This is a genomic window from Methylocaldum gracile (assembly GCF_053646815.1).
The window spans coordinates 1643972-1669350 of the sequence record NZ_CM132196.1; the positions used below are offsets into that span (position 1 = coordinate 1643972).

The 25379-nt window shown below is 56.2% G+C and carries 21 protein-coding genes and 2 tRNA genes; 13 read left to right on the forward strand and 10 right to left on the reverse strand.

Annotated features, from left to right (window positions below; translation table 11 throughout):
- Positions 1-172: 172 nt before the first annotated feature.
- Together ACWJJK_RS07240 and ACWJJK_RS07245 are read left to right on the forward strand one after the other, a co-directional pair.
- Complete coding sequence (locus ACWJJK_RS07240) at positions 173-1183, forward strand: PQQ-dependent catabolism-associated beta-propeller protein (RefSeq protein WP_454128803.1); 1011 nt, start codon at positions 173-175, stop codon at positions 1181-1183.
- A gap of 784 nt (positions 1184-1967) precedes the next feature.
- Positions 1968-2090: a hypothetical protein gene (locus tag ACWJJK_RS07245; RefSeq protein ID WP_454128804.1), complete on the forward strand. Its 123-nt coding sequence runs from the start codon at positions 1968-1970 to the stop codon at positions 2088-2090.
- 259 nt (positions 2091-2349) lie between these two features.
- On the opposite strand, the gene ACWJJK_RS07250 is transcribed toward ACWJJK_RS07245, so the two are convergent.
- Together ACWJJK_RS07250 and ACWJJK_RS07255 are read right to left on the reverse strand one after the other, a co-directional pair.
- Positions 2350-3705 carry an ISL3 family transposase gene (locus tag ACWJJK_RS07250; RefSeq protein ID WP_454128339.1) on the reverse strand — a complete coding sequence of 452 codons (1356 nt, stop codon included), beginning with the start codon at positions 3703-3705 and terminating at the stop codon, positions 2350-2352.
- A 56-nt stretch (positions 3706-3761) separates the two neighbouring features.
- On the reverse strand, positions 3762-4103 hold the full coding sequence (locus ACWJJK_RS07255; RefSeq protein ID WP_454128340.1) for a hypothetical protein: 342 nt from the start codon (positions 4101-4103) through the stop codon (positions 3762-3764).
- A gap of 249 nt (positions 4104-4352) precedes the next feature.
- Between ACWJJK_RS07255 and ACWJJK_RS07260 the strand changes: the two genes are divergently transcribed.
- Positions 4353-7235: a leucine-rich repeat domain-containing protein gene (locus tag ACWJJK_RS07260; RefSeq protein ID WP_454128805.1), complete on the forward strand. Its 2883-nt coding sequence runs from the start codon at positions 4353-4355 to the stop codon at positions 7233-7235.
- A 217-nt stretch (positions 7236-7452) separates the two neighbouring features.
- Positions 7453-7728: a hypothetical protein gene (locus tag ACWJJK_RS07265; RefSeq protein WP_086133537.1), complete on the forward strand. Its 276-nt coding sequence runs from the start codon at positions 7453-7455 to the stop codon at positions 7726-7728.
- Between the two features lie 348 nt (positions 7729-8076).
- Here ACWJJK_RS07265 and ACWJJK_RS07270 read toward each other — a convergent pair.
- The 4 genes from ACWJJK_RS07270 to uvrC form a co-directional block, all read right to left on the reverse strand.
- A tRNA-Cys gene (locus ACWJJK_RS07270) sits at positions 8077-8150 on the reverse strand.
- Positions 8151-8204: 54 nt separating this feature from the next.
- Positions 8205-8280 (reverse strand) — tRNA-Gly (locus ACWJJK_RS07275).
- Entirely contained in the window at positions 8271-8894 is a 624-nt protein-coding gene (pgsA, locus tag ACWJJK_RS07280; protein WP_077732488.1) for a CDP-diacylglycerol--glycerol-3-phosphate 3-phosphatidyltransferase, read from the reverse strand. The genes ACWJJK_RS07275 and pgsA overlap by 10 nt, the downstream gene beginning before the upstream one ends.
- 2 nt (positions 8895-8896) lie before the next feature.
- On the reverse strand, positions 8897-10735 hold the full coding sequence (uvrC, locus tag ACWJJK_RS07285; RefSeq protein ID WP_086133538.1) for an excinuclease ABC subunit UvrC: 1839 nt from the start codon (positions 10733-10735) through the stop codon (positions 8897-8899).
- Positions 10736-11182: 447 nt separating this feature from the next.
- On the opposite strand from uvrC, the gene ACWJJK_RS07290 reads away from it, so the two are divergent.
- Positions 11183-12463 (forward strand): MFS transporter, encoded by a 1281-nt coding sequence (locus ACWJJK_RS07290; RefSeq protein ID WP_454128806.1) that lies wholly within the window; start codon positions 11183-11185, stop codon positions 12461-12463.
- Between the two features lie 9 nt (positions 12464-12472).
- Here ACWJJK_RS07290 and lplT read toward each other — a convergent pair whose 3' ends face one another.
- Positions 12473-13633, reverse strand: coding sequence for a lysophospholipid transporter LplT (lplT, locus tag ACWJJK_RS07295; RefSeq protein WP_077732485.1), 1161 nt, complete (start codon positions 13631-13633; stop codon positions 12473-12475).
- Positions 13630-15780 carry an AMP-binding protein gene (locus tag ACWJJK_RS07300; RefSeq protein ID WP_454128807.1) on the reverse strand — a complete coding sequence of 717 codons (2151 nt, stop codon included), beginning with the start codon at positions 15778-15780 and terminating at the stop codon, positions 13630-13632. Before ACWJJK_RS07300 ends, lplT begins: the two co-directional genes overlap by 4 nt.
- 145 nt (positions 15781-15925) lie before the next feature.
- Between ACWJJK_RS07300 and ACWJJK_RS07305 the strand changes: the two genes are divergently transcribed.
- Positions 15926-16924, forward strand: a complete 999-nt coding sequence (locus tag ACWJJK_RS07305; RefSeq protein ID WP_077732483.1) for an alpha/beta hydrolase — start codon at positions 15926-15928, stop codon at positions 16922-16924.
- A gap of 72 nt (positions 16925-16996) precedes the next feature.
- On the opposite strand, the gene ACWJJK_RS07310 is transcribed toward ACWJJK_RS07305, so the two are convergent.
- Positions 16997-17710 carry an autoinducer binding domain-containing protein gene (locus ACWJJK_RS07310; protein WP_454128808.1) on the reverse strand — a complete coding sequence of 238 codons (714 nt, stop codon included), beginning with the start codon at positions 17708-17710 and terminating at the stop codon, positions 16997-16999.
- A 157-nt stretch (positions 17711-17867) separates the two neighbouring features.
- Here ACWJJK_RS07310 and ACWJJK_RS07315 point away from each other — a divergent pair, with 157 nt between their 5' ends.
- From ACWJJK_RS07315 to ACWJJK_RS07345, 7 genes are all read left to right on the forward strand, one after another.
- Entirely contained in the window at positions 17868-18308 is a 441-nt protein-coding gene (locus ACWJJK_RS07315; RefSeq protein ID WP_454128809.1) for a DUF4902 domain-containing protein, read from the forward strand.
- 85 nt (positions 18309-18393) lie between these two features.
- The gene (locus ACWJJK_RS07320) at positions 18394-18951 is read left to right on the forward strand and encodes an acyl-homoserine-lactone synthase (RefSeq protein WP_454128810.1); all 558 of its coding nucleotides are present in this window, start codon (positions 18394-18396) and stop codon (positions 18949-18951) included.
- Positions 18952-19154: 203 nt separating this feature from the next.
- Positions 19155-19298 carry a hypothetical protein gene (locus ACWJJK_RS07325; protein ID WP_454128811.1) on the forward strand — a complete coding sequence of 48 codons (144 nt, stop codon included), beginning with the start codon at positions 19155-19157 and terminating at the stop codon, positions 19296-19298.
- Positions 19299-19366: 68 nt separating this feature from the next.
- Positions 19367-20632, forward strand: a complete 1266-nt coding sequence (locus ACWJJK_RS07330) for a radical SAM protein (RefSeq protein WP_454129034.1) — start codon at positions 19367-19369, stop codon at positions 20630-20632.
- 10 nt (positions 20633-20642) lie between these two features.
- Positions 20643-21131: an N-acetyltransferase family protein gene (locus tag ACWJJK_RS07335; RefSeq protein WP_454128812.1), complete on the forward strand. Its 489-nt coding sequence runs from the start codon at positions 20643-20645 to the stop codon at positions 21129-21131.
- The gene (locus ACWJJK_RS07340) at positions 21131-21769 is read left to right on the forward strand and encodes an ABC transporter ATP-binding protein (RefSeq protein ID WP_454128813.1); all 639 of its coding nucleotides are present in this window, start codon (positions 21131-21133) and stop codon (positions 21767-21769) included. The genes ACWJJK_RS07335 and ACWJJK_RS07340 overlap by 1 nt, the downstream gene beginning before the upstream one ends.
- The gene (locus ACWJJK_RS07345) at positions 21744-22541 is read left to right on the forward strand and encodes an ABC transporter permease (protein ID WP_454128814.1); all 798 of its coding nucleotides are present in this window, start codon (positions 21744-21746) and stop codon (positions 22539-22541) included. The genes ACWJJK_RS07340 and ACWJJK_RS07345 overlap by 26 nt, the downstream gene beginning before the upstream one ends.
- A 469-nt stretch (positions 22542-23010) precedes the next feature.
- Here ACWJJK_RS07345 and ACWJJK_RS07350 read toward each other — a convergent pair whose 3' ends face one another.
- On the reverse strand, positions 23011-25317 hold the full coding sequence (locus ACWJJK_RS07350; RefSeq protein ID WP_454128815.1) for a Tex family protein: 2307 nt from the start codon (positions 25315-25317) through the stop codon (positions 23011-23013).
- Between the last annotated feature and the right edge of the window lie 62 nt (positions 25318-25379).

Genomic DNA, 25379 nt, shown 5'->3' on the forward strand with positions numbered 1-25379 from the left:
GTCCTTGCTTCGAAAATAAAGGATATTTTCCTTGCATCTTCGGGAGAGTTACCCGACATCCCTCGTGGGTCGCGACCGTATCGACGGGTATTCTACCCGGATGCCTGCAGCTTACCGCCATCGCTCATGCGGTGGTAACCACCCTTTTCCTTTTGTTTCGAATACGTCCGACATGTTCCATAAAAATTGCCCATATCTGTTGCGCCTGCCGCAAGCTTTCCGCCTACAAAGACTCGTTCCCTGCATACTCGCCTCGGCCGTGATATTGCCCGCCCATGCAGACTCCGTTTTTGTAACCCTGGAGAAGGACAATGCCGTAGTCGAAGTGGATGGGGTCACCGGCGAAGTCCGGCGCACGGTTCCGGTAGGCAAGCGGCCCCGAGGTATCCTGGCCGGGCGCGATGGCCTGAAGATTTTCGTGGCAACCAGCGAGGGCAATGCGATCGCTGTCCTGGATACCCGCACTCTGGAACCCGTCGGCCGATGGCCGGTCGACAAGGACCCGAAAACCTTCACGCTGAACCCCCTCGAAACCCGCTTGTTCGCATCCAACGACGACGACAACCAGCTGACCGTGGTCGATGTCGAATCGCGCCAAGTGTTGAAGCGCATTCCCATAGGCAAGGAACCGGAGGGTGTTTCGATCAGCCCCGATGGGCGTTGGGTCGTCAGCACCAGCGAAGCCGACAATACCGCCACGTGGATCGACACCACCAGCCTGGAGCCGCTGGAGCGAACGCCGGTCGACCCGCGACCTCGCTACTCGCGCTTTACCGATGACGGTGAACAGCTCTGGGTCAGTTCGCATGACGGCCAGTCTCTGACGATTATCGAAACGGCAACGAAGCGTCCGATCAAGACAATTACCTTCAAGATTCCCGATGTCGCGGACCGTGATATCGGAGCCGTGGGTATCCGAATCGACCGGGATCGCCGCTATGGTTATGTTGCTTTGGGCCGGGCCAGCCGGGTCGCCGTCATCGACGCCCGTACGCTCGAAGTGGTTCGGTACATTCCGGTGGGACAAAGGGTCTGGAATCTCGAATTCTCGCCGGACCAAAAGCGGCTTTATACCGCGAACGGACTCAGCAACGACCTCTCCATCATCGACCTCTCGACCTTCGTCGTAACGAAGACGGTTCCGGTCGGAAACGGTCCCTGGGCGATTGCCGTGCTTCCGTAACTCGTTCGGAGCTTTTCCCACAGTTCATTCGTGACAGCGCCGTGCGTTGCCCGGTTCCGTCACGATTGGGAACCTTCTTCAGTTCAGGCGTCTTTTCCCCGTTTATCGCACAGATTCCGCATTCGTCGGGCGTCTGGGGGAAGCCGAGGACCGTCTTTTTTCGGCGGATCGTAGACTTACAGTGAACGGCGCCCCGCTAACTCAAGCATGGTCGGAAACTAACGCTCTAAGCCATCGAACGTTAGTCAAACAATGAAAGCGTGACTCCTATTAACCCGGCCTATAAATATAGGCCGGGTTAATCCGGGGCAGGGATGCCCCGGCGCGGCGACAAGCCGCGTGAGCCCAGGCCGGGCGTGTACCGGGCCTAGGCGGCGGCCCGAAATACCAGGAGGGTATTTACGGGCCTGATTAATAATTAATCTCCGCAACTGCAACCGCTATCGCTGCCTGAGCCGTTATCCCCTGAACTGCAATCGACGCTTGAGGAAACTGAATCACTGGGTTGTGACCAAGAGTTAGAGCTCGAATCATAACTACCGCTGTTCCAGTGCGATCGGCGCTTTCTACCCGTCCTGATCGCAAACCAAAGCAGCGAGAGCAAAAACGTAATAAGCAGCCCCGTTCCGACACCCATTGATACCCCCTAGCGATTGATTATCTGATTCTGTATCTCACAGAATTTAAAGGATAGTCGCTGGCGAATTGGAAAAAGTACCCGGCCGACACCCCCAAAGATCCGCTGATTATCACGCTCCATGCCCTACGGGCGGGCCTCTGCAAAATGGTCAACGAAGGCAAAATCGAACTCGAAGAAGCGATCCGGATCTGGGACATCGAGCACGCGCGAAGCGCCAGTGAGCGGCTGGTGGATGATATGAAGCGCGGCCGGAAACGTACGCTTTGAACCATCGGGCATTAGCCAAATAACTAAAGCCTGCCCCCCCTCTCAAGCTCTGGCTTGGGAACTCATACCTCGGAAGCTCTAACTTCACGACCATACGGTCGGCATCGATCATCCTTTCTTCCCGGAGTTTCGTAGTTGGGTTGACGCTTCGTGGAAGTCCAGCCTGTCCGCTACGTATCTTTATCTATACTTCTTCGTGCCTAGCCTCATTGTGAGGCGCTACTAATTTTGGGTATCCGTAATACGCGGTTGAAAACGATCATAGCTCGCCTAATTCGATCATCCGTGTCAGTGTTGATATATCAACGCCATAGTTTTGAGGCTCTTGTGTTGATGCCTCCTCAGCCAATCTATCAGGCAAGTCATAACCTATGGCCTCATCTGGCGGTATGAGCGGTCGCCTTGATTTACTAGGTTTTCGCTCAAATTTCGGCCTATTGTTCTCGTATTTGAACGCGCCCTCGGCGAATAGGATCTTTGCCCTAAGAGCTTCAAAGCTATACCCCCGCCCAAGCCTGTCCGCTGATCGAATTAGATTGTTGAGTGATTCCGTGTAAGCGTTCGTTATGGGTTGATCGAAATAATTCAGGATGTACGGTTTCCAGTTCGACCAGGCGCGAATGAGATCAGAGAACGCTCTATAGGTCTCAGGCGTGATAGCTTGATACCAGGCTTCGTATTGATTTAGGGCCTGAGCCGAACCAACGGCTGTTTCGTAAATGCCATAGAACTCTTCCTTGAGCCTGTAGGCCGCACCGAGATCCGGGTAATTGACCGTCCAACCATCGAGCAGTAATCTCTCTCGATCATTCAGATCCCGCTCGCGCTTCAGCAATACAAACCGGTCATGCATTAGCCCACGGCGCTGCTTAGTGGTTAACTTTTCTCGCAGGGATTTCCTGATGCGCTCAACGGCATCATTCGCCATCCTGACAACATGAAACTTGTCGATAACGATGAGTGCGTCTGGAAGCACCAGCTGCACGGCGTCACGATATGGCGCCCACATGTCCATAGCCACGAACTGAACTCGCGCCTTATCCTGTAAGCCGTAGAGATAGTTCACGACCGTCTTTTTGTCGCGATTGGGCAGCAAGTCAACGATGGTGTTGCTGCGGATGTTCGCAATGACGCATCGCGGCTTGATGAGGTGGATTTCATCGATCCCCATCCATTTCGGCGTTTCAAAGCGGATCGTCTTCTCAGTGTCGGTTATGTAGTCCTTGAAGATCCCGCGTATCGTCCCTTCCGTGACTCCCACTTCGTCGGCAATGCTGGCAAACGTACGCTTAATCGCCTGCTTGCCGATCCACGCCACCAAGCGTTTCGTCATCGACCGCCGCTCGTTGACCTCGGGTAGAATCTCTGAAAAGGTCTTATTGCAGCTGCGGCACAGCATGCGCCGGGTATTGATATAGATTCCGACTCGACGACCGTGCATGGGTAGGTCTTTAACAACCTGCTCACGCCGACCAAACCCTACCAGGCTTGTAGATCCGCAACTAGGGCACGAGCCTGGCGGTGCTTTTACCTCCGCATTGATGTGGTAGTCGTGGTCATCATGATCCACGGATTTCACAGCGTATTGAGGCAAATTAAGTATGTTGGCTGGCATGTTAGCGCTGTCCCGAGAATACATCGCGCCCGCCGAAAAACGGGCGCGGCAATAAATCATCCTTCCGCATATCGTTCATCTTCGATCTCAACGCCGCCGCGCCCGAAATCGACCCGAACCGCAAAAGTTCCGACATACTCGTTAACCTGAGCTTCGCAGATCAAAAACGGCATGGGGAATTGCCCAGAGTGAATTCCACCGATTGATGTGTTCACCATGCGGGTTTCTATCCGCAGCATGCGAACTTTCGGGATCTCGGTTGACCTAGATGACATGTACCATTTCGTCCGCATCAACTCTTCCGTGGCCTCCGCAAGTGCAATCTCAACTAATCCGCAAGCTACCTCCGCGCCAGCTTCGGGAACTCGAACCGTTGTCGTTTTTCTGTCTCGTGCCATCGTCGTATCCTCTTGTTGTGCATCAACCGTACATTACGATTTCAGTATAATGAACCAACAAGAGAAGTCAACCGTAAAATACGATTTTATCTAATCTATTAGATTTTAGACTGAACAGAGAGATCAACCACTAATTACGGATACCTCTAATTTTTTGCGCTCATGCGTAGCGTCCATGCTGCAGGACTGGGGGATTGCCGCATTTAGCGGCTTTTTTCATGGCAAAGGCGCCATTCAGGAGAGTTGCACATGCGCTGTTCAAGATTTTTCTTTGGTATTCAGAGTGCCTCTATAGCTACCATAACTATTTTTAGTTGCTTTGCCTCTTTTGCGGCGCAGGCGGCAACTCCTTTGCCATCCATGGCAGACCCAAATCTACAAAACTGCCTAACAGAACAGGCCAATCGTAACGGTTGGCAGTACGTTGAGCAGGTAGTCCAGTTGGAGTGTCCCGGTCGGAATATCATTAGATTGGAAGGATTGGAGGGGCTTTTCAGTCTTACTGAGCTCGACTTGAGCAAGAATAATATTCAGGACGTCTGGCCACTCGCTTCACTGCAAACCTTAACCAAGCTTAATCTCTCCGGTAATTCGACTCTGGCCATTTGGCAGGTGCGCCCGGTGATCGACATGAACCGGGGACTAAGCAGCTTGGGACTCAACGGCATCGAGATCGGCTCGTTTGACAACCTCGGGCCGCTGATCAATTGGGAGACGGGCGAGCCTTACGCCTTGACGGAGCTGGATCTGGGCAACACTCACCTGACCGATCCCAACGGCGGCAAGAGCCTCGACTTCCTGATGCCGTTTGGCAGCACGCTGACCCGCCTCAATGTCGCCGACAATGGCATTAACAATATCCAGGTCTTGGGAAGCTGGAACTGGAACCTGAATAGCCCGAATTTCAGCCAACTCCGAGAGCTGGATCTATCGAACAATGCTCTTATCGAGGTAGTCCCCCTCACGTCGCTACACAATCTGACTAAGCTCAATCTTTCCGGCAACCGTCGCGTGGCGCTCATGCAAGTGCGCCCGGTGATCGACATGAGTTGGGAACTAACTAGTCTAGGGCTCAACGGCATCGAGATCGGCTCGTTCGACAACCTGGGACCGCTGACCAACCCGCATACCGGTCAGCCCTACGCGCTGGCGGAATTGGATCTAGGCAATACCCACCTGACCGATCTCAACGGCGGCCATAGCCTCGACTTTCTCATGCCGTTTGCCGGCACGCTGACCCGGCTCAACGTCGCGGGCAATGGCATCGATAACATTCAGGTCTTCGCGAGTTGGGGATCGAACGGTCCAAACTTCAACCAACTCAAAGAGCTGGATCTGTCGAACAATGCTCTAGTGGACGTCTGGCCGCTTAGTCCGCTGCACAATCTGACCAAGCTCAATCTCTCCGGTAATCAGAACCTTGCCATCTGGCAGGTGCGTCCCGTGATCGACATGAACCAGGGATTGACCAGTCTGGGGCTCAACGGTATCGAGATCGGCTCGTTCGACAACCTCGGGCCGCTGACCAACTGGGAGACTGGACAGCCTTATGCTTTACAGGAACTGGACTTGGGTAACACTCATCTGACCGATCTCAATGGCGGCAAGAGCCTCGACTTTCTCATGCCGTTTGGCAGCACACTGACCCGGCTTAACGTCGCGGGCAACGGCATTGACAGCATCCACGTCTTGGGAAGCTGGGGTTCTTCGTACAACCCGAACTTCATGCAACTTAGGGAGCTGGACCTGTCGAATAACGCCCTGATTGATGTAGCCCCTCTCAGCGCGCTGCATCAGCTGACTAAGCTCAACCTCTCGGGCAACCAGAGCCTGGCTATCTGGCAGGTGCGTCCGGTGATCGACATGAACCGGGGATTGACCAGCTTGGGACTCAATGGCATCGAGATTGGCTCATTCGACAACCTCGGGCCGCTGATTAATTGGGAGACCGGCAAGCCCTACGCCTTGGCGGAACTGGACCTGGGCAACACCCACCTGACTGATCCCAACGGCGGCAAGAGTCTCGACTTCCTGATGCCGTTTGGCAGCACCTTGACTCGGCTCAACGTCGCCGGCAATGGCATTAACAATATCCAGGTCTTTGCCGGCTGGGGACCGAACGGCCCGAACTTTGTCCAGCTCAAAGAGCTGGACCTATCGAAAAACGCCCTGGTGGACGTCTGGCCCCTCGGCCCACTGCACAATCTGACCAAGCTCAACCTCTCGGGCAATCCAAACCTCGCCATTTGGCAAGTACGCCCGGTGATCGACATGAACCGGGGGCTGACCAGCCTGGGGCTCAACGGTATCGAGATCGGCTCATTCGATAACCTCGGACCGCTGACCAACTGGGAGACTGGACAGCCTTATGCTTTACAGGAACTGGACTTGGGTAACACTCACCTGACCGACCTCAATGGCGGCAAGAGTCTCGACTTTCTCATCCCGTTTGGTGGCACGCTGACTCGGCTTAACGTCGCGGGCAACGATATCGATAACATTCAGGTTTTTGCGAGTTGGGGATCGAACGGTCCAAACTTCAGCCAACTCAAAGAGCTGGACCTATCGAAAAACGCCCTGATGGACGTCTGGCCGCTTAGTCCGCTGCATCAACTGACCAAGCTCAATCTCTCCGGCAACCAAAGCCTTGCCATCTGGCAAGTACGTCCCGTGATCGACATGAACCGGGGGCTGACCAGCCTGGGGCTTAACGGTATCGAGATCGGCTCGTTCAGCAACCTCGGGCCGCTAACGAATTGGGAGACCGGTAAGCCTTACCCTCTGGTGGAATTGGATCTGGGCAATACCCATCTCACCGATTCCAACGGCGGCAAGAGCCTCGACTTCCTCATGCCGTTTGGCAGCACGCTGACCCGGCTCAACGTCGCGGGCAACGGCATCGACAATATTCAGGTCTTCGCGAGCCCAGGCCCGAATGGCCCAAACTTCAGCCAACTCAAAGAACTGGATCTGTCGAGCAATGCTCTAGTGGACGTCTGGCCACTCACTCAACTGCACGCTTTGGGGTACTTAAATCTCGTCAGCAACGACCAGATCGGATGCAATGATCTGGATATGCTGGTGGCGGCTCTTCCCTCCACCCTTATTCAGCGTCCGACAATATGCCAATAATCTGGATACGTTGATGATAGAGCTCTCTGCCACTCTGATTCAGCCATGGATATATCTTGAGAGCCATCATGTAAGCACCAGTGCGGTGAGGCAGAAAGCGATGCAATAGCGAGCGAGTCTTGTAGTTCGCAGCATGCTAGATACCCGGCTGGCACCCCGCGGCCGGGTTTCTTATTGAAGCTGGGCTAAAAGCGGGAGCTGATTTGGCGATCGACGAATGAAAGCGCTTTTGATTTTGATGCTGGCCGTATCCTTCGGCCTCCGGGCCGAAGAAGGCTGGGTCAACTACTACAAAGATCCGCAAAAGGCGGCGGAATGGGAAAAGCACTTGGCCGACACCCCCGAAGATCCGCTCATCATCAAGCGCCATGCCCTACGAGCCGGCCTTTGCAAAATGGTCAACGAAGGCAAGGTCGAACTCGAGGAAGCGATCCGGATCTGGGACATCGAACACGCGCGAAGCGTCAATGAGCGGCTGCTGGCTGCTGGATGAAATGAAGCGCGGCCGGAAACGAATGCTCTAACCATCGAGCCTAAGGCAAATAACCAAAGCCTGACTCCTTTACAAGCATTCGTAGGTCGGCAATCCTTTGCCGACGAAGACGCTCGGCCTGACGTGTCGTCGGGAAAGGATTCCCGACCTACTCGCTGACGGATCGTAGCCACGGTACCCCCCTTGAACTGGCGTCGACGGACTTTTTGTCCGCTTCCGTGTGGTTTCTGCCACACCTGAAGCGATTTTTGTCCGATTTTTACCTGTTTTTGGTGGGTATTGGCAATAAAAAATATCGGCGGTATCGCGCCGATATCTTGATATCTATATGATTTTGGTGGGATTTTATGGAGGCTGAGGTCGGAATCGAACCGGCGTCCACGGCTTTGCAGGCCGCTGCATGACCACTCTGCCACTCAGCCTAAGTGGGCTTGCCAAAGTAAAAAGCCGCGTCTCTTATCGCGGCTTTCTGAATTTGGAGCGGGAAACGAGACTCGAACTCGCGACCCCAACCTTGGCAAGGTTGTGCTCTACCAACTGAGCTATTCCCGCGTCGTGCTGTTGAGAGTTGGAATTTTAGGTATCACTGGAGGCTTTGTCAACTCTTCGTTATCGCCTTTGAGCACTGGCAGTGCGGCCTTCAGATAATTGACCATCGACCAGAGCGTCAGTATGGCGGATATCAGCAGAAACAACTGCCCGAGGTTTTTTAGAAAACCTAGCCAGACATCCATGCTCAGCAGGAGCGTGACTATCGCGAGCATCTGGGCGGTCGTTTTCCATTTGCCCAGCCAAGATACTTCCACGCGCTTGCGCTGTCCGACTTCCGCCATCCATTCGCGCAGAGAGGCGATCGTGATTTCGCGTCCGATGATGACCGCGGCAGCGATGGCTACGTAAGGACTGGGGTCGGCCTGGACGATCAAGACCAGCGTGACGGCCACCATCAGCTTGTCGGCGACGGGATCGAGAAATGCCCCGAAGCGGGTGGTTTGGCTCATTTTGCGGGCCAGATAACCATCCAACCAGTCGGTTACGGCGGCGACTGCAAAAATCAACGCGCAGGCGATGTGGGCGCCACTCCACGGTAGATAGAAAAAGACGACCAGGACCGGAATCAACACGATCCGAAGTAACGTCAAGTTGGTGGGGAGATTCAACTCCATGTTCAGCTTTCTCTCTCGTGGAACGTTTCATAAATGCGCTTTGCCAATTGAGCGCTGATGCCTTCGACGCTGCTCAGGGCGTCCACGCCGGCACGGCTGATTTCCCTGAGGCCGCCGAATTGCCGCAACAGTTGCTGGCGCCGCTTCGGACCCAGTCCCGCGATATCGTCGAGAGTGGACTGTTTTCGGGCTTTGGCGCGTCGTTGACGATGCCCTGTGATGGCGAAACGGTGGGCTTCGTCGCGAATCTGCTGAATCAGTAGCAGGGCGGGCGAGTGGCTGGGCAGAATGATGGCATCGGACGAGCCCGCCGGGAAGAGGGTTTCCATTCCCGGTTTACGATCGGGACCCTTGGCTACTCCGACAGTGCGAATGCTATTCATTCCGAGTTCGCGCAAAACCTCGCGCACGGCATTGACCTGGCCTTTTCCGCCGTCGATGAACAGGATGTCCGGCGCTTCGATCTCGCCTTGCTTGATTCGCTGATAACGCCGCGAAACCGCTTGCGCCAGGGCGCCGTAGTCGTCACCGGGCGTAACGCCCTCGATGTTGAAGCGGCGGTAAGCGGATTTGACCGCACCTTGCCGGTCGAACACCACGCAGGATGCGACGGTTTGGTCGCCCTGGGTATGGCTGATGTCGAAGCATTCCAGGCGTTTCGGCGGTTCCGGGCAATGTAGGGCCTCGCCCAGACTGAGAAAGCGCGCATACAGGTCCTGCCGATTCGCCAATTTCGCATTCAAGGCGTTCTCGGCATTGATGAGCGCCAGCTGCAGGCGTTTCTGACGTTCGCCGCGGAGCCGCGCCGCGATCTGCACGGCATGGCCGGATTGGCTGGCGAGCACTTCTGCGACTAGCTCGGCATCCTCGATCGGATGGCTGATGAGGATTTCTCGGGGAACCTGTTTCCCAAGGTAAAACTGAGGGATGAACGCCGCCAGGATGCTGCCCGGATCGTGCTCCTCCAGCATGCTGGGGAAGTAGGCGCGGTCGCCGATTTGCTGTCCGCCGCGAATGAACAACATCTGTACGCAGGCGACGTTGCCCTTGATTGCGCAGGCGATGATGTCGATATCGCCGTGTTCGCCGTGTACCGCCTGTTTTGCCAAGACCGTTCTCAGACTCGCGATCTGGTCGCGATAGCGCGCCGCTCGCTCGAAATGGAGATCGGCCGCGGCTTTTTCCATGCGTCCCGCCAAATCGTCGATCAGCCGCTTGCCGTTTCCCTCCAGGAACATGACGGTATCCTGCACGTCCTGGGCGTATGTTTCACGATCGATCAGATCCACGCAGGGCGCGGTACAGCGTTCGATTTGGTATTGCAGGCAGGGGCGAGAGCGGTTTTGGAAGTAAGAATCCTGGCACTGACGCACGGGAAAGATCTTCTGCAGCAACTTTAAGCTTTCCCGCACCGCGCTGGCGCTCGGATAAGGCCCGAAGTAGCGGCCGAGCTTGCTCTTGGCGCCACGATGGAAGGTAATGCGAGGAAAAGGCTGATGGGTCGAAACATAAATATAAGGATAGCTCTTGTCGTCGCGCAGATTGATGTTGTAGCGCGGCTTGTGGCGCTTGATGAGCTGGCTTTCCAGAAGGAGCGCCTCGCCCTCGGTGTGCGTCACCCTCACGTCGATCGAGCATATCCGTGCCACCATGGCTTGCTGCTTGGGCGAACAGTCTTTGCCCGAAAAATAGCTGGATACCCGCTTTTTCAGGTTTTTCGCCTTGCCGACGTAAATCACTTCACCCTTGTCATCCAGCATCCTGTAAACACCAGGTAGCTGGGTCAGAGTTTCGAGGAAAGCTTTGATGTCGAAGGACGGGGCGTCTTCGCGCAAATTCATGACAGATAGGCCGATTCGTCAAGAAGAGAACATTATAATCCCGAACGGGCAAGGGCACGCAGTTCGACAGTCTGTCGCCTTACCTCAAGAACAATGGACGTACAGGCCGAGCGCTGCAGAATCAAGCAAAGGAAACCGCAAGACGGCGCGACAATAAAAACGCCGGATCTTCCATCTTTCAAGCCGTGACAGCGATAATGGTCAATCAGCTTCATCGGCGTGATTCTGCTGTTTTGCATGGGATTGCCTTGGGCCAGAGCGGCGCAATCGGAACGTGTTTTAATAAAGACCACCGTTCATTCTGATCGTGCCCGTTGCCGGGCGGAAAAAGCATTTGTCGATACAGGTGATATTCCGCCGGGTTCATCCGTTTTTCCGTGAAAAAATGACGGCGGAATTCTAAGAAAGAAGTGATCGTCGCTTTTGTTTACTCACTCTAATACCAATATGGATATTTCCGACTCGACTTCGCTTCGCTCCCGCGAACGAGCGTGGGCTCTCTACGACGTGGCGACCTCGTCGTTCGCCACGACGGTCATGGCGGCTTTTTTTCCGGTCTTTTTCAAGCAGTTTTGGGCGAGCGGGCTGCCGGTGACGGAAAGCACCTTTTGGCTGGGGGCGGTAAGTTCTGTAGGCGCTTTGGTCGCGCTGGTTCTGGCGCCGGTGCTCGGATCGCTGTCGGACGCCGGGGGATGGAAGAAGCCTTTGCTCGCCCTTTGCGCGTTCATCGGCATTACCATGACCGCAGGACTCTTCTGGATCGAGCAGGGAGCCTGGGAATTGGCGCTTACCCTATTCGGCCTCGGGCTCGTGGGGTTTTCCACCGGAATGGTTTTTTACGACGCGCTGTTGCCTTCGGTGACGATTCCCGCCCGCTTCGAGCATGTATCCGCCTTCGGGGTGGGGATGGGCTATCTCGGCGGTGGCGCGCTCTTCGCCGTCAACATTCTGATGACGCAAAAGCCGGAGTGGTTCGGTCTTGCGGATGCGTCCGCCGCAGTCCGAATGTCGTTCCTGTCCGTGGCCGTATGGTGGTTCGTGTTCACCCTTCCTTTGCTGTTCGTCGTTCGGGAGCCGCTTCCCCGGTGTGCCAGCGGTGCCAACGCCGTCAAGTATGGGTTGATGCAGCTTCGGGAAACCTTCCGGCATGTCCGGCGGCTGAAGATCGTCATGCTGTTCTTGGGCGCTTACTGGCTTTACATCGATGGCGTGGACACCATCGTCCACATGGCGGTGGACTACGCGCTGGCGATCGGCTTCGATGCCGGCGGGCTGATGTTGGCCTTGCTCATCACGCAAGCCGTCGGCGTTCCGGCAACGCTCGCTTACGGCTGGCTCGGTCAGCGCTTCGGCGCCAAATCCGGCATTCTCGCGGGACTCGCGACGTATGCGTTGCTGGTGGTTTGGGGTTCCGTCATGAGCCGGCAGTGGGAGTTTTACGGGATCGCCGTGGGCATAGGCTTGGTCCAGGGCGGGGTTCAGGCTCTCAGCCGAGCGCTTTACGCGCGCCTCATTCCGAAAGAAAAGTCCGGCGAATTCTTCGGTTTTTTCAACCTGCTCAGCAAGTTCGCGGCGGTTCTGGGTCCCGTGCTGGTGGGGATCGTCAGCCATGCCACCGGCGAACCGAGACTTTCGATACTCTCCTTGCTGGTGCTCTTTACCCTGGGCGGCGCGCTGCTCTGGAATGTCGATGTGGCCGAAGGCGAACGGCGCGCCGCGGAGTTGTAGGTAGGCCTGCTACACCGCCGGTTGCCGCGGCAGGCACCAGGAAACTAGCACCGTCATGGCCAGGACAACCACGCCCAGGGCGAGAATCGCAGCCACCGGGCCGATGCCCTGAGTCGACGCGAAGGTATAAATCCCCATGCTCACCAGCATCGCGGCGTTCTGAAAGAAATTCTGGACCGCCACGGCACCGCCGCTGCCGACGGTATGATGACCGATCTGCTGGATCGCCGCGTTAAGCGGCACGACGAACAGGCCGCCGGCGATGCCGATGGCCAGCAGCGTCGCTCTGGCCGGCCACAGGCTATCGACACCGGCCAGGAGCAGAAAAAATAGGCTCAGCGCATACGCGGCAAGCCGTGCACGCCGGATGTGCTCCAGGGGAATTAGGCGCGGGACTATACCTGAGCCAATGACGATGCCGACGGCGAGAAACAGGGTCAGCTGCGCGATTTCCCCCGCGGTTTGCGTATCGAGCACTTGCGGCGCCCAGGTTACGAGAATAATTCTCAGAGTGGCGGCAGAGGCCCAGAACAAGCTCAGGGCGATTAGAACTAACCGGGCACGTTCTGATTTCAATAGCTCTTTGATTACGTGCACCAGTTTGGTCAAGGACGAACCGGGGCGCGCGCCGCGTGCCGGCAGCTTGGGCAAGAGGAGCGTAACCCCGGCGGAAATAACATAAAACGCGATGATCGAGCTCAGCGCCAGATCGATCGAGGCATCGGCGAGCTTTGCTCCGATCACGGTGCCCAGCAGGATCGCGGCGATGGTCGCGCCTTCGATCCAACTGTTGATCCTGACCAACCGCGTGTGATCGGCCAATTCTGGCAAGATCCCGTATTTGGCGGGGCTGTAGGTTGCCGCACCCACGCCGACGACGGCATAGCCGATCAGAGGCTCGACGCCGAGCAGTATCAGAAGTCCGCCGAGTGCCTTGACGACATTCGCCAAAATAAGAACCTTCGGCTTCGAATGCCGGTCGGCGAACGCTCCGACCCAGGGCGTCAGCATCACGAACGCCACCAGGAAAACGCTTTGCAGGGCCGGGACATACCAGGGGCCGCGATCACCGCTTTGCAGCACGATGGCGATGACCGTGAAGAGCATGGCGTTGTCCGAGAACGCGGAGAGAAACTGCGCAGCGATCAGCGAACGAAGTCCCCGGTTCATGATTCGCTCCCTTCCCGGACGAACCCGGTAAGCGCCGGATAATCCACCTTGCCGGTGGCAAGCAGGGGCAGTTCCTTGGGCACCCGGATATCCTTGGGCAGACAGAGTTCGCCGACACCTTCCTGCTGTGCTCGGGCTGTTAGTTCGGCGCGATCGGCGTTCCGGTACTCGGTGGCGAGTACGATCTTTTCGCCTTTCTTGGGGTCGGACAGCGCAACCGCCGCGTGCCGCTGTCCCGGCCAAATCCGCGCGGCCAGCTCTTCGACCGCGTTAAGCGACACCATTTCCCCGCCGATCTTGGCGAACCGTTTGACGCGGCCGAGAATGCTGACGAAACCTTCCTCGTCGATGCGGACGATATCGCCGGTGTCGTACCAGCCGAGTCCATATTGCGAGGCGGGCGGCTCGAGTTCGCCCGAATGCCCGGGGCGGAGATAGCCCAGCATGACGTTGGGGCCGGTCACGTGGAGGCGCCCTCCCTCGGTTACGCCGGGAACCTCTTCCAGCCGCCATTGGATGCCGGGGAAAAAGCGCCCCACCGTGCCTTCCCGGTAGTACATGGGCGTATTGGCGGATAATACCGGCGAAGTTTCCGTGGCCCCGTAGCCTTCCAGTACGCGGAGTCCGAATTTCTCGGCCCAAAGCTTGCGGGTATCGGCTTGCAGTTTTTCCGCGCCGGCGAAGACATAGCGCACGCTATAAAAATCGTAGGGATGGGCATGCTTTGCATAACCGTGGAGAAAGGTATTGGTGCCGAACAGGATCGTGGCGTTGATGTCGTAGGCCACTTCGGGAATGATTCGGTAATGCAAAGGCGAGGGATACAGGAACAGGCGCATGCCGGACAGCAAGGGCAGCAGCGTGCCGGCGGTCAAACCGAAGGCGTGAAAGACGGGCAGAACGTTGAGGATGACGTCCTGGGCATTGAAATCGAAGCGTGCGGCGAGCTGTTCGCGGTTGGAGAGGAGGTTGGTATGGGAAAGCATGACGCCTTTCGGTTCGCCCTCCGAACCGGAGGTGAACAGAATTACCGCCGGATCATCCGGGTTGCGCCGGCCGCGGTACCAGTAATCGGCGGTGAGCGCGGCGAGGAAAGCCCTGAGCTTGTCCCAGGCGCCCAGCTCCCGGCCCAGGTCTTCGAGATAGATCACCCTCGCTTTTTCCGACAAAGCCTCTACGGATTCCTCCAATTTCGCCGTGGCGACGAAACGACGGGCCGTGACCACGGTCTTGATTTTCGCCGTGGCGCAGCTCGACAGGAGATTGCGGGTGCCGGCGCTGAAATTCAGCATGGCGGGGAGGCGCCCGTGAACTTGAAGCCCCAGGAATGCGGCTACCGTACCGCTCAGGTTGGGCAGCAAGAGACCGACCGCTTCGCCGTCTTCGGTTTTTTCCGCCAGTTTGCGGCCCAGGGCGAGGACTTGTGCGATCAGCCGATCATAGCTGAGGGGTTTCCGCTGTACGTCCTCGAGCACGCAATGCCCGCCGCCGTGAGTCCTCCGTGCATCGAGCAAGGCCGAGAACACCGTCCGCCGGTAATTGCTCGTCTCGAACATCATCTCGCTCATCAAATCGGACAACATGAGCCCGACCTGATGCCGCCGCTCGGGACCAGTGATGTCCGACGGCGGACTGACTTCGCGAGGCGGCAGAATGTTCAGCGTGATAGGCGGAAACCAGCGCAGCCGCACCACCCCGTGCAGACGGGAAAATATGGTGTATTGAGTGCCGTCGATTCGGATCGGCAGAACCGTTGCGCCGGATTTTTCGGCGATCAGCCCGGCGCCGTCGTAAATCTTCATCAAGGCTCCGGTCACCGTGATGCGTCCTTCCGGAAAAATCACCGCTTTGCGGTCCTCTTTCAGATAATGGGTCAGGGCCTTGACCGACAGCGGCTGGGTGGGGTCCATCGGAAACACCTTGGCGAACCTGAGAGCCGGCCGCACCCACCAGTGCTGGGCGATGTGGGTATTGATCGCGAATGTGACCTCGTCCGGCAGAAAGACCCACAAGAGTATCGGGTCGAGGTAGGACGAGTGATTGGCGGCGATCAGGACTCGAGCCCCCGCCTTTTGGTAGTTTTCGAGACCGACGACTTTGACGCGGAACAGCCGGGCGAGAATCCAGCGAAGCATTATTTTTATCATGGTGTTCACCTCCGAGGAGAAAGTCTAGGTCAAAAATGAACAGTGTTCAATATATTCCAGTGCGGTGAACAGGTTGATGCGCAACCTCGGCAAACCGCCGCAATCAAAGGTAATATAGGGCCCGTCCGCAACTCTGATACCCGTCATGACTCTGAAAACTCTTCGCCTGTCTTGCTTCGTGCTTTTTCCATGTCTGCTGCTCGGTGGCTGTACGCCGCTCATCCATCCCTCGGGACCCGAACATGTTGAACCGCAGCTCCGTAAGGCCCATTTCGTCGCTACGGATGGCGCCGTTTTGCCGGTGCGATCCTGGCTTCCTCACGATGGCAAAGCCAAGGCGGTGGTCGTGGCGCTCCACGGTTTCAACGATTACAGCAATGCTTTCACCATGCCCGGCCGCTATCTGAGCGAGCACGGAATTGCCTTGTACGCCTACGATCAGAGAGGCTTCGGGAATGCGCCGGGACGGGGCCTCTGGGCCGGAATGGATGCCTATGTCGACGATCTGAGACAATTCACGCGACTCGTCGGCAAGAACCATCCGGGCAAACCGGTTTATATCCTCGGCGAGAGTATGGGCGGAGCCTTGGCGATTGTTGCGACGGCATCGGAACGGCCTCCGCTGGCCGATGGGATCATTCTCTCGGCACCGGCCGTGTGGGGCAGGAGCACCATGCCCTGGTATCAACGGGCCTTGCTTTCGATTTCGGTAAGTACCGTGCCCTGGCTTCAGTTGACCGGGGAAAGCCTCGGGATTCTCCCTTCCGACAATATCGAGATGTTGCGCGGTCTCGGTCGCGATCCCCTGGTCATAAAGGAGACGCGAGTCGATGCGATTTACGGGCTGGTCAATCTCATGGACGAGGCGCTTTCGCGAGTTGAGCAGCTGAATAAAGAGGTTTTAGTCCTCTATGGCGAGCACGACCAAGTGATCCCCAAAGAGCCCGTTTCCCTAATGCTGAAGAAGCTGTCGAAAACCGGGACCGCCCGTGTCGCGCTTTACGAGCAGGGTTACCATTTGCTGCTGCGCGATCTGAGCGCCGCCAAGCCTTGGGCCGATATCGCGGCGTGGGTTGCGGATAGGTCCAAACCCTTGCCGTCGGGAGCCGACAGGCGGAACATGCTGGCTTTCCTCAATCCTTGAGGACGTGAGGTATGGGTGAAACCGCATACACACAGGTATCCCACGGATCGGCACTTGAGCATTTTAAGACAGTCAATATAACAGCCCGAAAACCGCCGCCAAAATTACGGCCGCAGTTTTGTTGGCTGCATTCAGCTTGGCCATGGCATTGCTGACGTGGAAGTTAACTGTGCGCTCCGAAATATTGAGGATGTATGAGATTTCGCCAGATGTTTTGCCTTCGGCTGTCCACCGGAGAACTTCCAGCTCTCGCTCCGATAATCTTGCTCCGACTGCCGGTATCAGCTTTGGGGTTAAGCATCGCGACATACCGAGATGAGCTATCTGGGTAAGCCAGACCATTTTGAGCTCTTTGTTCTGAAGTTCAACTTCGGAAAGCGGCTCGCATGAACGCGCCAACGTCAACATGCCCATCACTCCGTTTGCGTCGCGGCTGGACTGTGCCCACCCAAACCGGAGTCCGAACGACCGGGCGTCGTCCCACAGCTCATTTGCGGCGGCGAATAGGTTTTCCGACCACGTGATGGGCAAATGGGAACGTAAGCCGTGGCGCACTGTCGGATCAACGCCGAGATAATTTTTCTCTCGATACCGTGTCTGCCATTCAAACGGATAATTGTTAAACATCATGGTCTTAGGCTGCGAGAAAGGAAACGGCATGCGCAACCCGTAGGCACAGTAATCAAAGCCCAATTCACGTGCAAACGAAGCGAGCACTTCAAAAAGTTTCTGCTCGCATTGAACGGAGAGCAATGCGTGAAGCTGATCTTCTTGCCATGTCTTCATGCTATGGTCCTTTCAAAGACTTGATCTCGTCAATATCGCTGAATCGTTTGCTAGGACGCGAATCGTCCCGGCAGTCCTTATCGTGTGCGCCGTAAAACTTGACACTATCGCTGTGTGGCAGGGGCATATAATGTGTCCTCCTTCACACTGAAGGGGAATGATAATAAATTATCAAGCCGACGCCGAGATCCGGGATGCAGTCCGAACCGCCATGGTTACTCTTTGCAAAGACGGCTATGTGCGCTTGACGTTCGAGACCTTCCGCAACCTTCCACTCTTCCACCTACTATCCTGCCTTGATGAGGATAACCCAGTTTTATCTTCGGAAGGCGCCATTTTGACGATGATCTCCGGCTACACCGAGTGGATCAGCACTACTACACCGGCCATCACTCTAGGGTGGGACTGGCAACTCACAGCATCACGAGGGCAGGCTCTATGCGTACGGATCGGCGAACCCCGCAGCAACGTCATGCTCGTGGACGCCCAACAGGATGACTTGGGAACAGTAAAGACAGCAAGTCTACTCAAGACGGCGATTGACCAGTTGTCCTGGCAAGATGCCGTTGTCAGGAGTTTCAGCAATCCCGGCCCATAACTAGCTGTTAAAGTTGACAGTTACATCAAGGTTTCGCAATGCCGTGTAATTTCCCCATATTTGTAATGGATTATGGAGATGCGGTATGCGTGTGGTGTCAAGTGCTCCAGAGAGGCTTCCGGACGGTTTGTATTCGAAAATTGCCCACTATGGCCACAAGGTGTTTGTCGAGCAGCTGGGTTGGTCGCTACAAACCCAGAACGGTGTAGAGCTGGATCAGTTTGACCGATCAGATACTGTGTATGTCGTGGCGCAGGATGACGATGGTTGTATCGTAGGCTTCGCGCGGCTTCTCCCAACCACTCGCCCCTATCTCTTGGGGGAAGTGTTCCCCCAACTGCTCAATGGCTTAGCGCCGCCTTGCTCTCCGGATGTATGGGAGCTTTCGCGTTTTGCGGCGGTTGACTTCAATAGCCGGGCCACTTCGGTATTGAGACAGTTTTCTTCGCCCATTGCCATCGAGTTGCTTCAACAATCGATCGCATGCGCGGCGACGCATGGCGCGAAGCGATTGATCACCGTGTCCCCGATCGGTGTGGAGCGGTTGCTCCGCAGAGCAGGATTTCACGCACGCCGATTAGGTCCGCCAATTGTAATTGATGGATCTCCAATCGTTGCGTGCTTGATAGAAATTGGCGATTAGTCCCTGCGCGATGCGAAAGCCAGTTACTGGTGATGTTGGAACCTGCTTATTCATTCCTGCGGCTGCCGACTCACAAATATAGAGCGCAGAGCAGCCCATGCCGTCTTACCGGCAATTTATTGCTGCCATAAGGCAGCGGTGGCTGCCCCGATCGGCCCCAACGGGGTAGCCATATTAACTGAGGGGCAATTAGGAGAAATGACATGACGAACGATATCAACAACGGCTCGATTGATTATCTGTCCGATACACTGGCACCGGAGGTGATTCAGTTCTATCAGACTAACATCGCGACGGAGATGCGTCCTCAGGGGCAGCAAATGTGGGGCGAAGCCGTCCAGTACTGATGCCACATCGGGCGGGGCTTTTGCCCCGCCCGTTTTTCGGATCAAACAAAGGATGTCTTGTGAGCACAATGCAATACTATGTGATTCAGCAGGGGAAGAAATCACTGATCCTCACCAAGCGGCCCTACACTTGGTTCAGCGTGGATCAACGTTACTGCAGTGATGTCGTTAGACTGTTATATGAAGGTTCGGAGAAGCTCAAAAACCTGTTTGCACAAAACGAGGTGGCGTGGATTCAACCTTCGCCTAGGCACTTGGCAATGTACCCTGTCATCAAGCTGACCAATCGCTGCAATCTGAACTGTTCTCATTGCTACATCGAAGCGCACGACAGCATGCTTGGCGGCAAGTGCGACCTGCAGTACGAGGATATCGTACACTTTATCGATTATGTCAAAAGGCTTGGTGGTGATCTCGGAGAGCCAACCTTGACGGTTCAACTTTTCGGTGGAGAGCCGACCTTACATAAGCAATTTTCCGAAATAGTACGGTATTGTCGCGATCAGCAGTTGTATGTTCGAGTTTCAACTAACGCCGCAAATGTTAAGCTCTTTCAGTCTGGGCAATATGACGAACTTTTCATGGACCGCATGGTGGAGTGGCGCGTATCTTTAGAATCACATATTCAGGAAGTCCATGACATCATCAGGCCTAGCAGTTACCACAAGGTCGTTTCCAACCTACGCTATATGGCAGAACGGAATGCTAACATTTCTGTCAAAACTGTGGTCGGTACCCACAATTTCGAGCATTTCGAAGATATTATATACTTTTGCCGAAACATTGGGGCGACGGATTATCTCTACTCGCCGCTAAGTTTGACTGGGGCCGCACTCAAGAACGGATTGGCGAACCGGATAACGACATTGATGATAAATAAGAAGGTAATCGATGTTGTTGAGCGGGACGGAGCGGTTGCCCCATTCCTTAGAGCATCGCCATTGGCACGATACCTCAAGCTTATCTATCTCAAGGAAAGCAGTGTCCTTCCGAGGGTCCAATATTTCGTTAACCACGATGGCCGAATTTGTCCTCAGGACAACCTTTACGAGAGTCCGCAGTTTCACTTTGGCGACATCCATAAGCGAGACTACGCATATGACATCCTCGTACAACATCAAAAGCGATTTGAAACTGACCTTATTGCGTGTCAGTCCTGCCCGGTAGAGCCATACTGTCCGAAGGGCGACTATGCTCAAATGGCAGCGGACGACGGGAACATAACTAAACCGTTTAGTGTGTGTGACGATATCCGCGAAGTTATCTACTATTTGATGTCTCTGGGTGACCGGGGGCTGGCACTGACCGAGGCCTTTTATGGAAGCTCGACCTGATCGACCAATTATGCAGTCGAAGCAGCATGGGAGTTTTGTTGTGCGTCCGATGGTGGCCGAGGACGAACCGGCTGTCCGAGACATCTACGACGCCGCTACTGCGGATCTTCGGCAAGTCTACGCACCGAGATGCGGGATTTTTGGCGATAAGGAAGAAGTCTCACAGCGGCTTGTCGTGACTGAGATGGGCGTTGTACTTGGTGTCGTCGAATATATCGACCAACCCGATCAAGTGTATGTACGCGCTTTAGCCGTGGCCCGACGGCATCGCCGTCAGGGAGTGGCCAAATGCCTAATGTCGGGTGTCGAGGAACTTGCAAAGAACGCACATAAACAGGCCATTGTACTGCGTACGGTGTCAGAGACTGGGAACGTGGAGATCTTTTCGCGGCTCGGCTTTTCTGAGGTAAATCGTGAGCAAACGAATCGTTTCGTAGCCACAAACGGCAGTGACGTGCATGTTGTCGAGATGCGTCGATGCATAGGAGGGAAAAGCTGATGTTGTCAGCAACTCCATCTATCCTGCGCTTAGAGAGCGTGCGCGCGGCTCATGTCAGTGCCGAGTCTCTTAATGCAAAAGGGGGAGAGTGCGTCATATTGAGTGGACGCTCCGGTAGCGGAAAGACTTCACTGCTCCGGGTGCTGGCTGATCTCACATCTTGGGAAGGGAACATCGAAATTGATGGACTAAAGCCGGATGAGATATCTCCAGCACGGTGGCGGCGGCAAGTGGCGTACGTCCCTAGCGTTAGTCAGTGGTGGTATGAATGTGTTAGAAAGCACTTTCCGTTGGAAGTGGAGGTGCAGCCCCTTCTTGCGGCGGTTCGCCTGCCTGCGCACATAATGGAATGTGCACCGCGGGACCTCTCCGTTGGCCAGCTGCAGCGCCTCGGGCTCTTGCGAGCAATGGTGTTGGAACCACGAATACTGCTTCTCGATGAGCCTACCGCCAATTTGGATCCGCAATCGCGTCAGGCAGTTGAAGTACTGCTTATGCGATGGCTTAGCTGTCAAAGGCTTATCATCCTCGTAACGCATAACGCGCAGCAGGCATCGAGGCTGGGTCATCGGCACTGGGTTGCGGTAGATGGGAAGGTTTCGGAGGTTACAGATGAACTCTGCTACCTTGCCGGTTGATAGCCTTCTGGTTCCGTTTGCTGTAGTGTTAATGATCGCGGCCTACTCGAGCCGCCTCACCAGGTGTGATGGGGTTGCGCTTACGGTAGCCGTCTTTCGGATGCTTCTGCAGCTCACAGCGGTCGCGTTAGTACTCAAGGCCCTCTTCGAAGGCACATCCGCGCTCGCAGTTGGCGGTTTCGGCGTCCTGATGTGCTTGGCAGCCGCTAGGGAGGTATCGCATCGGCTCAACGAGAATGTAGCACGTCGGACTAGGTGGCTGATCGGCCCTGTGCCCCTAATCGCTAGTAGTCTGCTTTTTACGATATTGGCTGTGTTTGTGACGTGGAGATCTGTATCATGGAGCTTACCGCAGACGTTGATTCCAACCTTCGGAATGCTCCTTGGTAATTCACTCACCGCAATTGCCTTAACTGTTAACCTTGTGCAGCAATATGCGAGTGACCGACACCTAGTTATTGAGGCACGCTTGGCGCTTGGACAGCCAGCCTCGCTAGCTGCGAGCGACGTGCATCGTGATGCTTTGAGGTTCGGTCTTTTCCTTCCTCTGACGAACATGCTCGCAGCATCGGGTATTGTGATGCTTCCAGGTGTTATGACAGGACAGATATTGGGCGGGATGGATCCTGTCGAGGCTGCTAAGCAACAAATTTTCATTCTTCTGCTGGTTACTGGTGCGGCAGGTGTTGGCAGCCTTCTGGCGGCGCACTTGGCGGTTCGGTCGCTGTTTGATGCGCGGCAGCGACTTGTAATTGCTGTTCAAGGCAGGTGAGCCAGCATTAGATCAGTGGCAGCAAATTTGAGATAGGTTGGAAAAAGCGGATACTTAGGTTTTTGGGGAAACTCTAAATAAGTCCACCCCCAGATCGCTCCCCGATGAAGCATCTCGGACTCAGCGGTCCCGGTTTGTTAAGAAGCCGAAGCTGAGCAGGCGTCAGAAATTTTTCCAGGAGATCACGCAAGCGATTCCTCAGGCTGTGTGGACGAGTCGGATTGTACTGCGCGCTATCCGACAGCCGGTCCGGGGACGGCGGCCGTTCAATCAGGAGATGATGCAGCGCATCCGCCTGATGCGGCTGTGGTTCGGCATTTCTACCCGGCCACAAAAGCCGCGTTGCATGACATCCTGATACTGCGGGAGTTTGCGGGGCTGGACGCGAGTGAGAAGGCTCTGCTGGATGAAACCACATGTCGATATGAGTCCCAGCGGAAAGCCATTGCACCGGAAACAACGCTGACCATCAGCCTTTCCGGAGTGCTTTGGCCAACGCCTCCGCCATGGCGCTTTGCGGTTTGGGGGAGGATTCCGGCCGAGGCTTCTTGGCTCTTGGCTCGACCGATTTGGTCGAGGGACTAGACGATCCTCGCTCCGATCGGGGAGTGGCCTCCGCATCCTTTTTCATCGACAAACCGATGCGGCGTCTCGGTACGTCCACTTCCAGCACTTTCACTTTCACCACGTCTCCCGCCTTGACCACCTCGCGCGGGTCTTTGACGAACTTGTCTGACAAGTGCGAGATGTGGATCAGGCCGTCCTGGTGCACGCCGATGTCGACGAAAGCGCCGAAATTGGTGACATTGGTGACGACGCCTTCGAGCATCATGCCGGGTTTGAGGTCCTCGATCTTGTCCGCGCCTTCCTTGAACTGTGCGGTCTTGAATTCCGGACGCGGATCGCGGCCGGGCTTTTCCAGCTCGCGCAGAATGTCGGTGACGGTCGGAAGGCCGAAGCGTTCGTCGGTGTAATTCTCGGCGTTGACGCCGCGTAGGAAGGCCGCGTTGCCGATCAATTCGCGGATATCCTTGCCGGTGGTGCCGATGATGCGTTCCACCACCGGATAAGCCTCGGGGTGCACGGCCGAGGTGTCGAGCGGATTGTTCCCGTTCATGATGCGGAGAAATCCGGCCGCCTGCTCGAAGGTTTTTTCTCCGAGTCGCGGGACTTTTTTGAGATCTTCGCGGCTGTTGAAAGCGCCGTTCTGGTTTCGGTATTCGACGATGTTCTGGCTGATGGTCTGGGACAGTCCGGAAACGTAACGGAGCAGCGAAGCCGAAGCCGTGTTCACGTCGACGCCCACGGCATTCACGCAGTCCTCGACCACCGCGTCGAGGCTTTTGGAGAGCTGCGACTGGTTAACATCGTGCTGGTATTGGCCGACGCCTATGGCCTTGGGTTCGATTTTTACCAGTTCGGCCAAGGGGTCCTGCAAGCGGCGGGCGATCGAAACGGCACCGCGCAGTGAGACGTCGAGATCCGGGAATTCCTTGGCGGCCAGCTCGGACGCCGAATAAACCGATGCCCCCGCCTCCGACACCATCACCTTGGTGATATTCAATTCGGGATGGCGCTTGATGAGATCGCCGACCAGCTGATCGGTCTCGCGGGAGGCGGTGCCGTTGCCCGTGGCGACCAGTTCGACGCCGTGCTGGGCGATCAGCCGGGCCAGCGTTGCGATCGATTGATCCCACTGATTTTGCGGCACGTGGGGGTAAATCGTCGCGGTTTCCAGCAGCTTGCCGGTTTTGTCCACCACCGCGACCTTGACGCCGGTGCGTAGCCCCGGATCCAGGCCCATGGTGGTGCGGGGGCCGGCGGGCGCCGCGAGCAGCAAATCCTTGAGGTTCTTGGCGAAAACCTGAATCGCCTCGGCTTCGGCGGCTTCGCGGAGGCGCTGCTTGAGGTCGAGGTCGATGCGGGTCAGGATTTTGACTTTCCAGGCGTAATGCACCGTGTCGGCCAGCCAGCGGTCCGCGAGCCGCCCTTTGTCGGCGATGCCGAAGGTCCTCGCGATCAGGCTTTCCGCGGCTTTATGCGCGGCGTCCTCATCCTTGCCGACTTTCAGGGCCAGGTCCAGCACGTCCTCGTTGCGTCCCCGGAACAGGGCCAGCGCGCGATGGGACGGGATCTTCGCGATAGGCTCGGCGAAATCGAAATAGTCCCGGAACTTCGCTCCGGCCTGTTCTTTCCCATCGGCGACCGTCGAGGCGAGGATGCCCTCGTTCCAAATTCGTTCACGCAGCTCGGCCAGAAGCCCGGCGTGCTCGGCGAACCGTTCCATGAGGATTTGCCTTGCCCCTTCCAGCGCCGCCGCGACGTCGGGAACGCCTTTGTCCGCATCGACGTATTGCTGTGCTTCCGTCTCCGGTACCAGGGACGGATCGCCAAGCAAGGCGTCGGCCAGGGGTTCCAGACCGGCTTCCCGCGCGATTTGGGCCTTGGTGCGGCGTTTGGGTTTGTAGGGAAGGTAAAGGTCTTCCAGCAGGGTCTTGGTGTCGGCGGCGAGAATGGCTTGTTCCAGCTCCGGAGTCAGCTTGTCCTGTTCTCGGATGCTGTCCAGGATGATCTGGCGGCGGTCCTCGAGTTCGCGGAGATAAGAGAGCCGAACTTCCAAGGTTCTGAGCTGGGTATCGTCCAAACCGCCCGTCGCTTCTTTACGGTAGCGCGCGATAAACGGCACCGTAGCTCCTTCGTCCAGCAGGTCCACGGCTGCCTGGACCTGTCTTTCTCGGACGCCGAGCTCTTCAGCGATACGGGCGATGATGTTCATCAACAAACCTCAAGAGTGGGAAAAGGGGTAAAAGTTTAGCATTCGCGGATGTATCCAAAAAT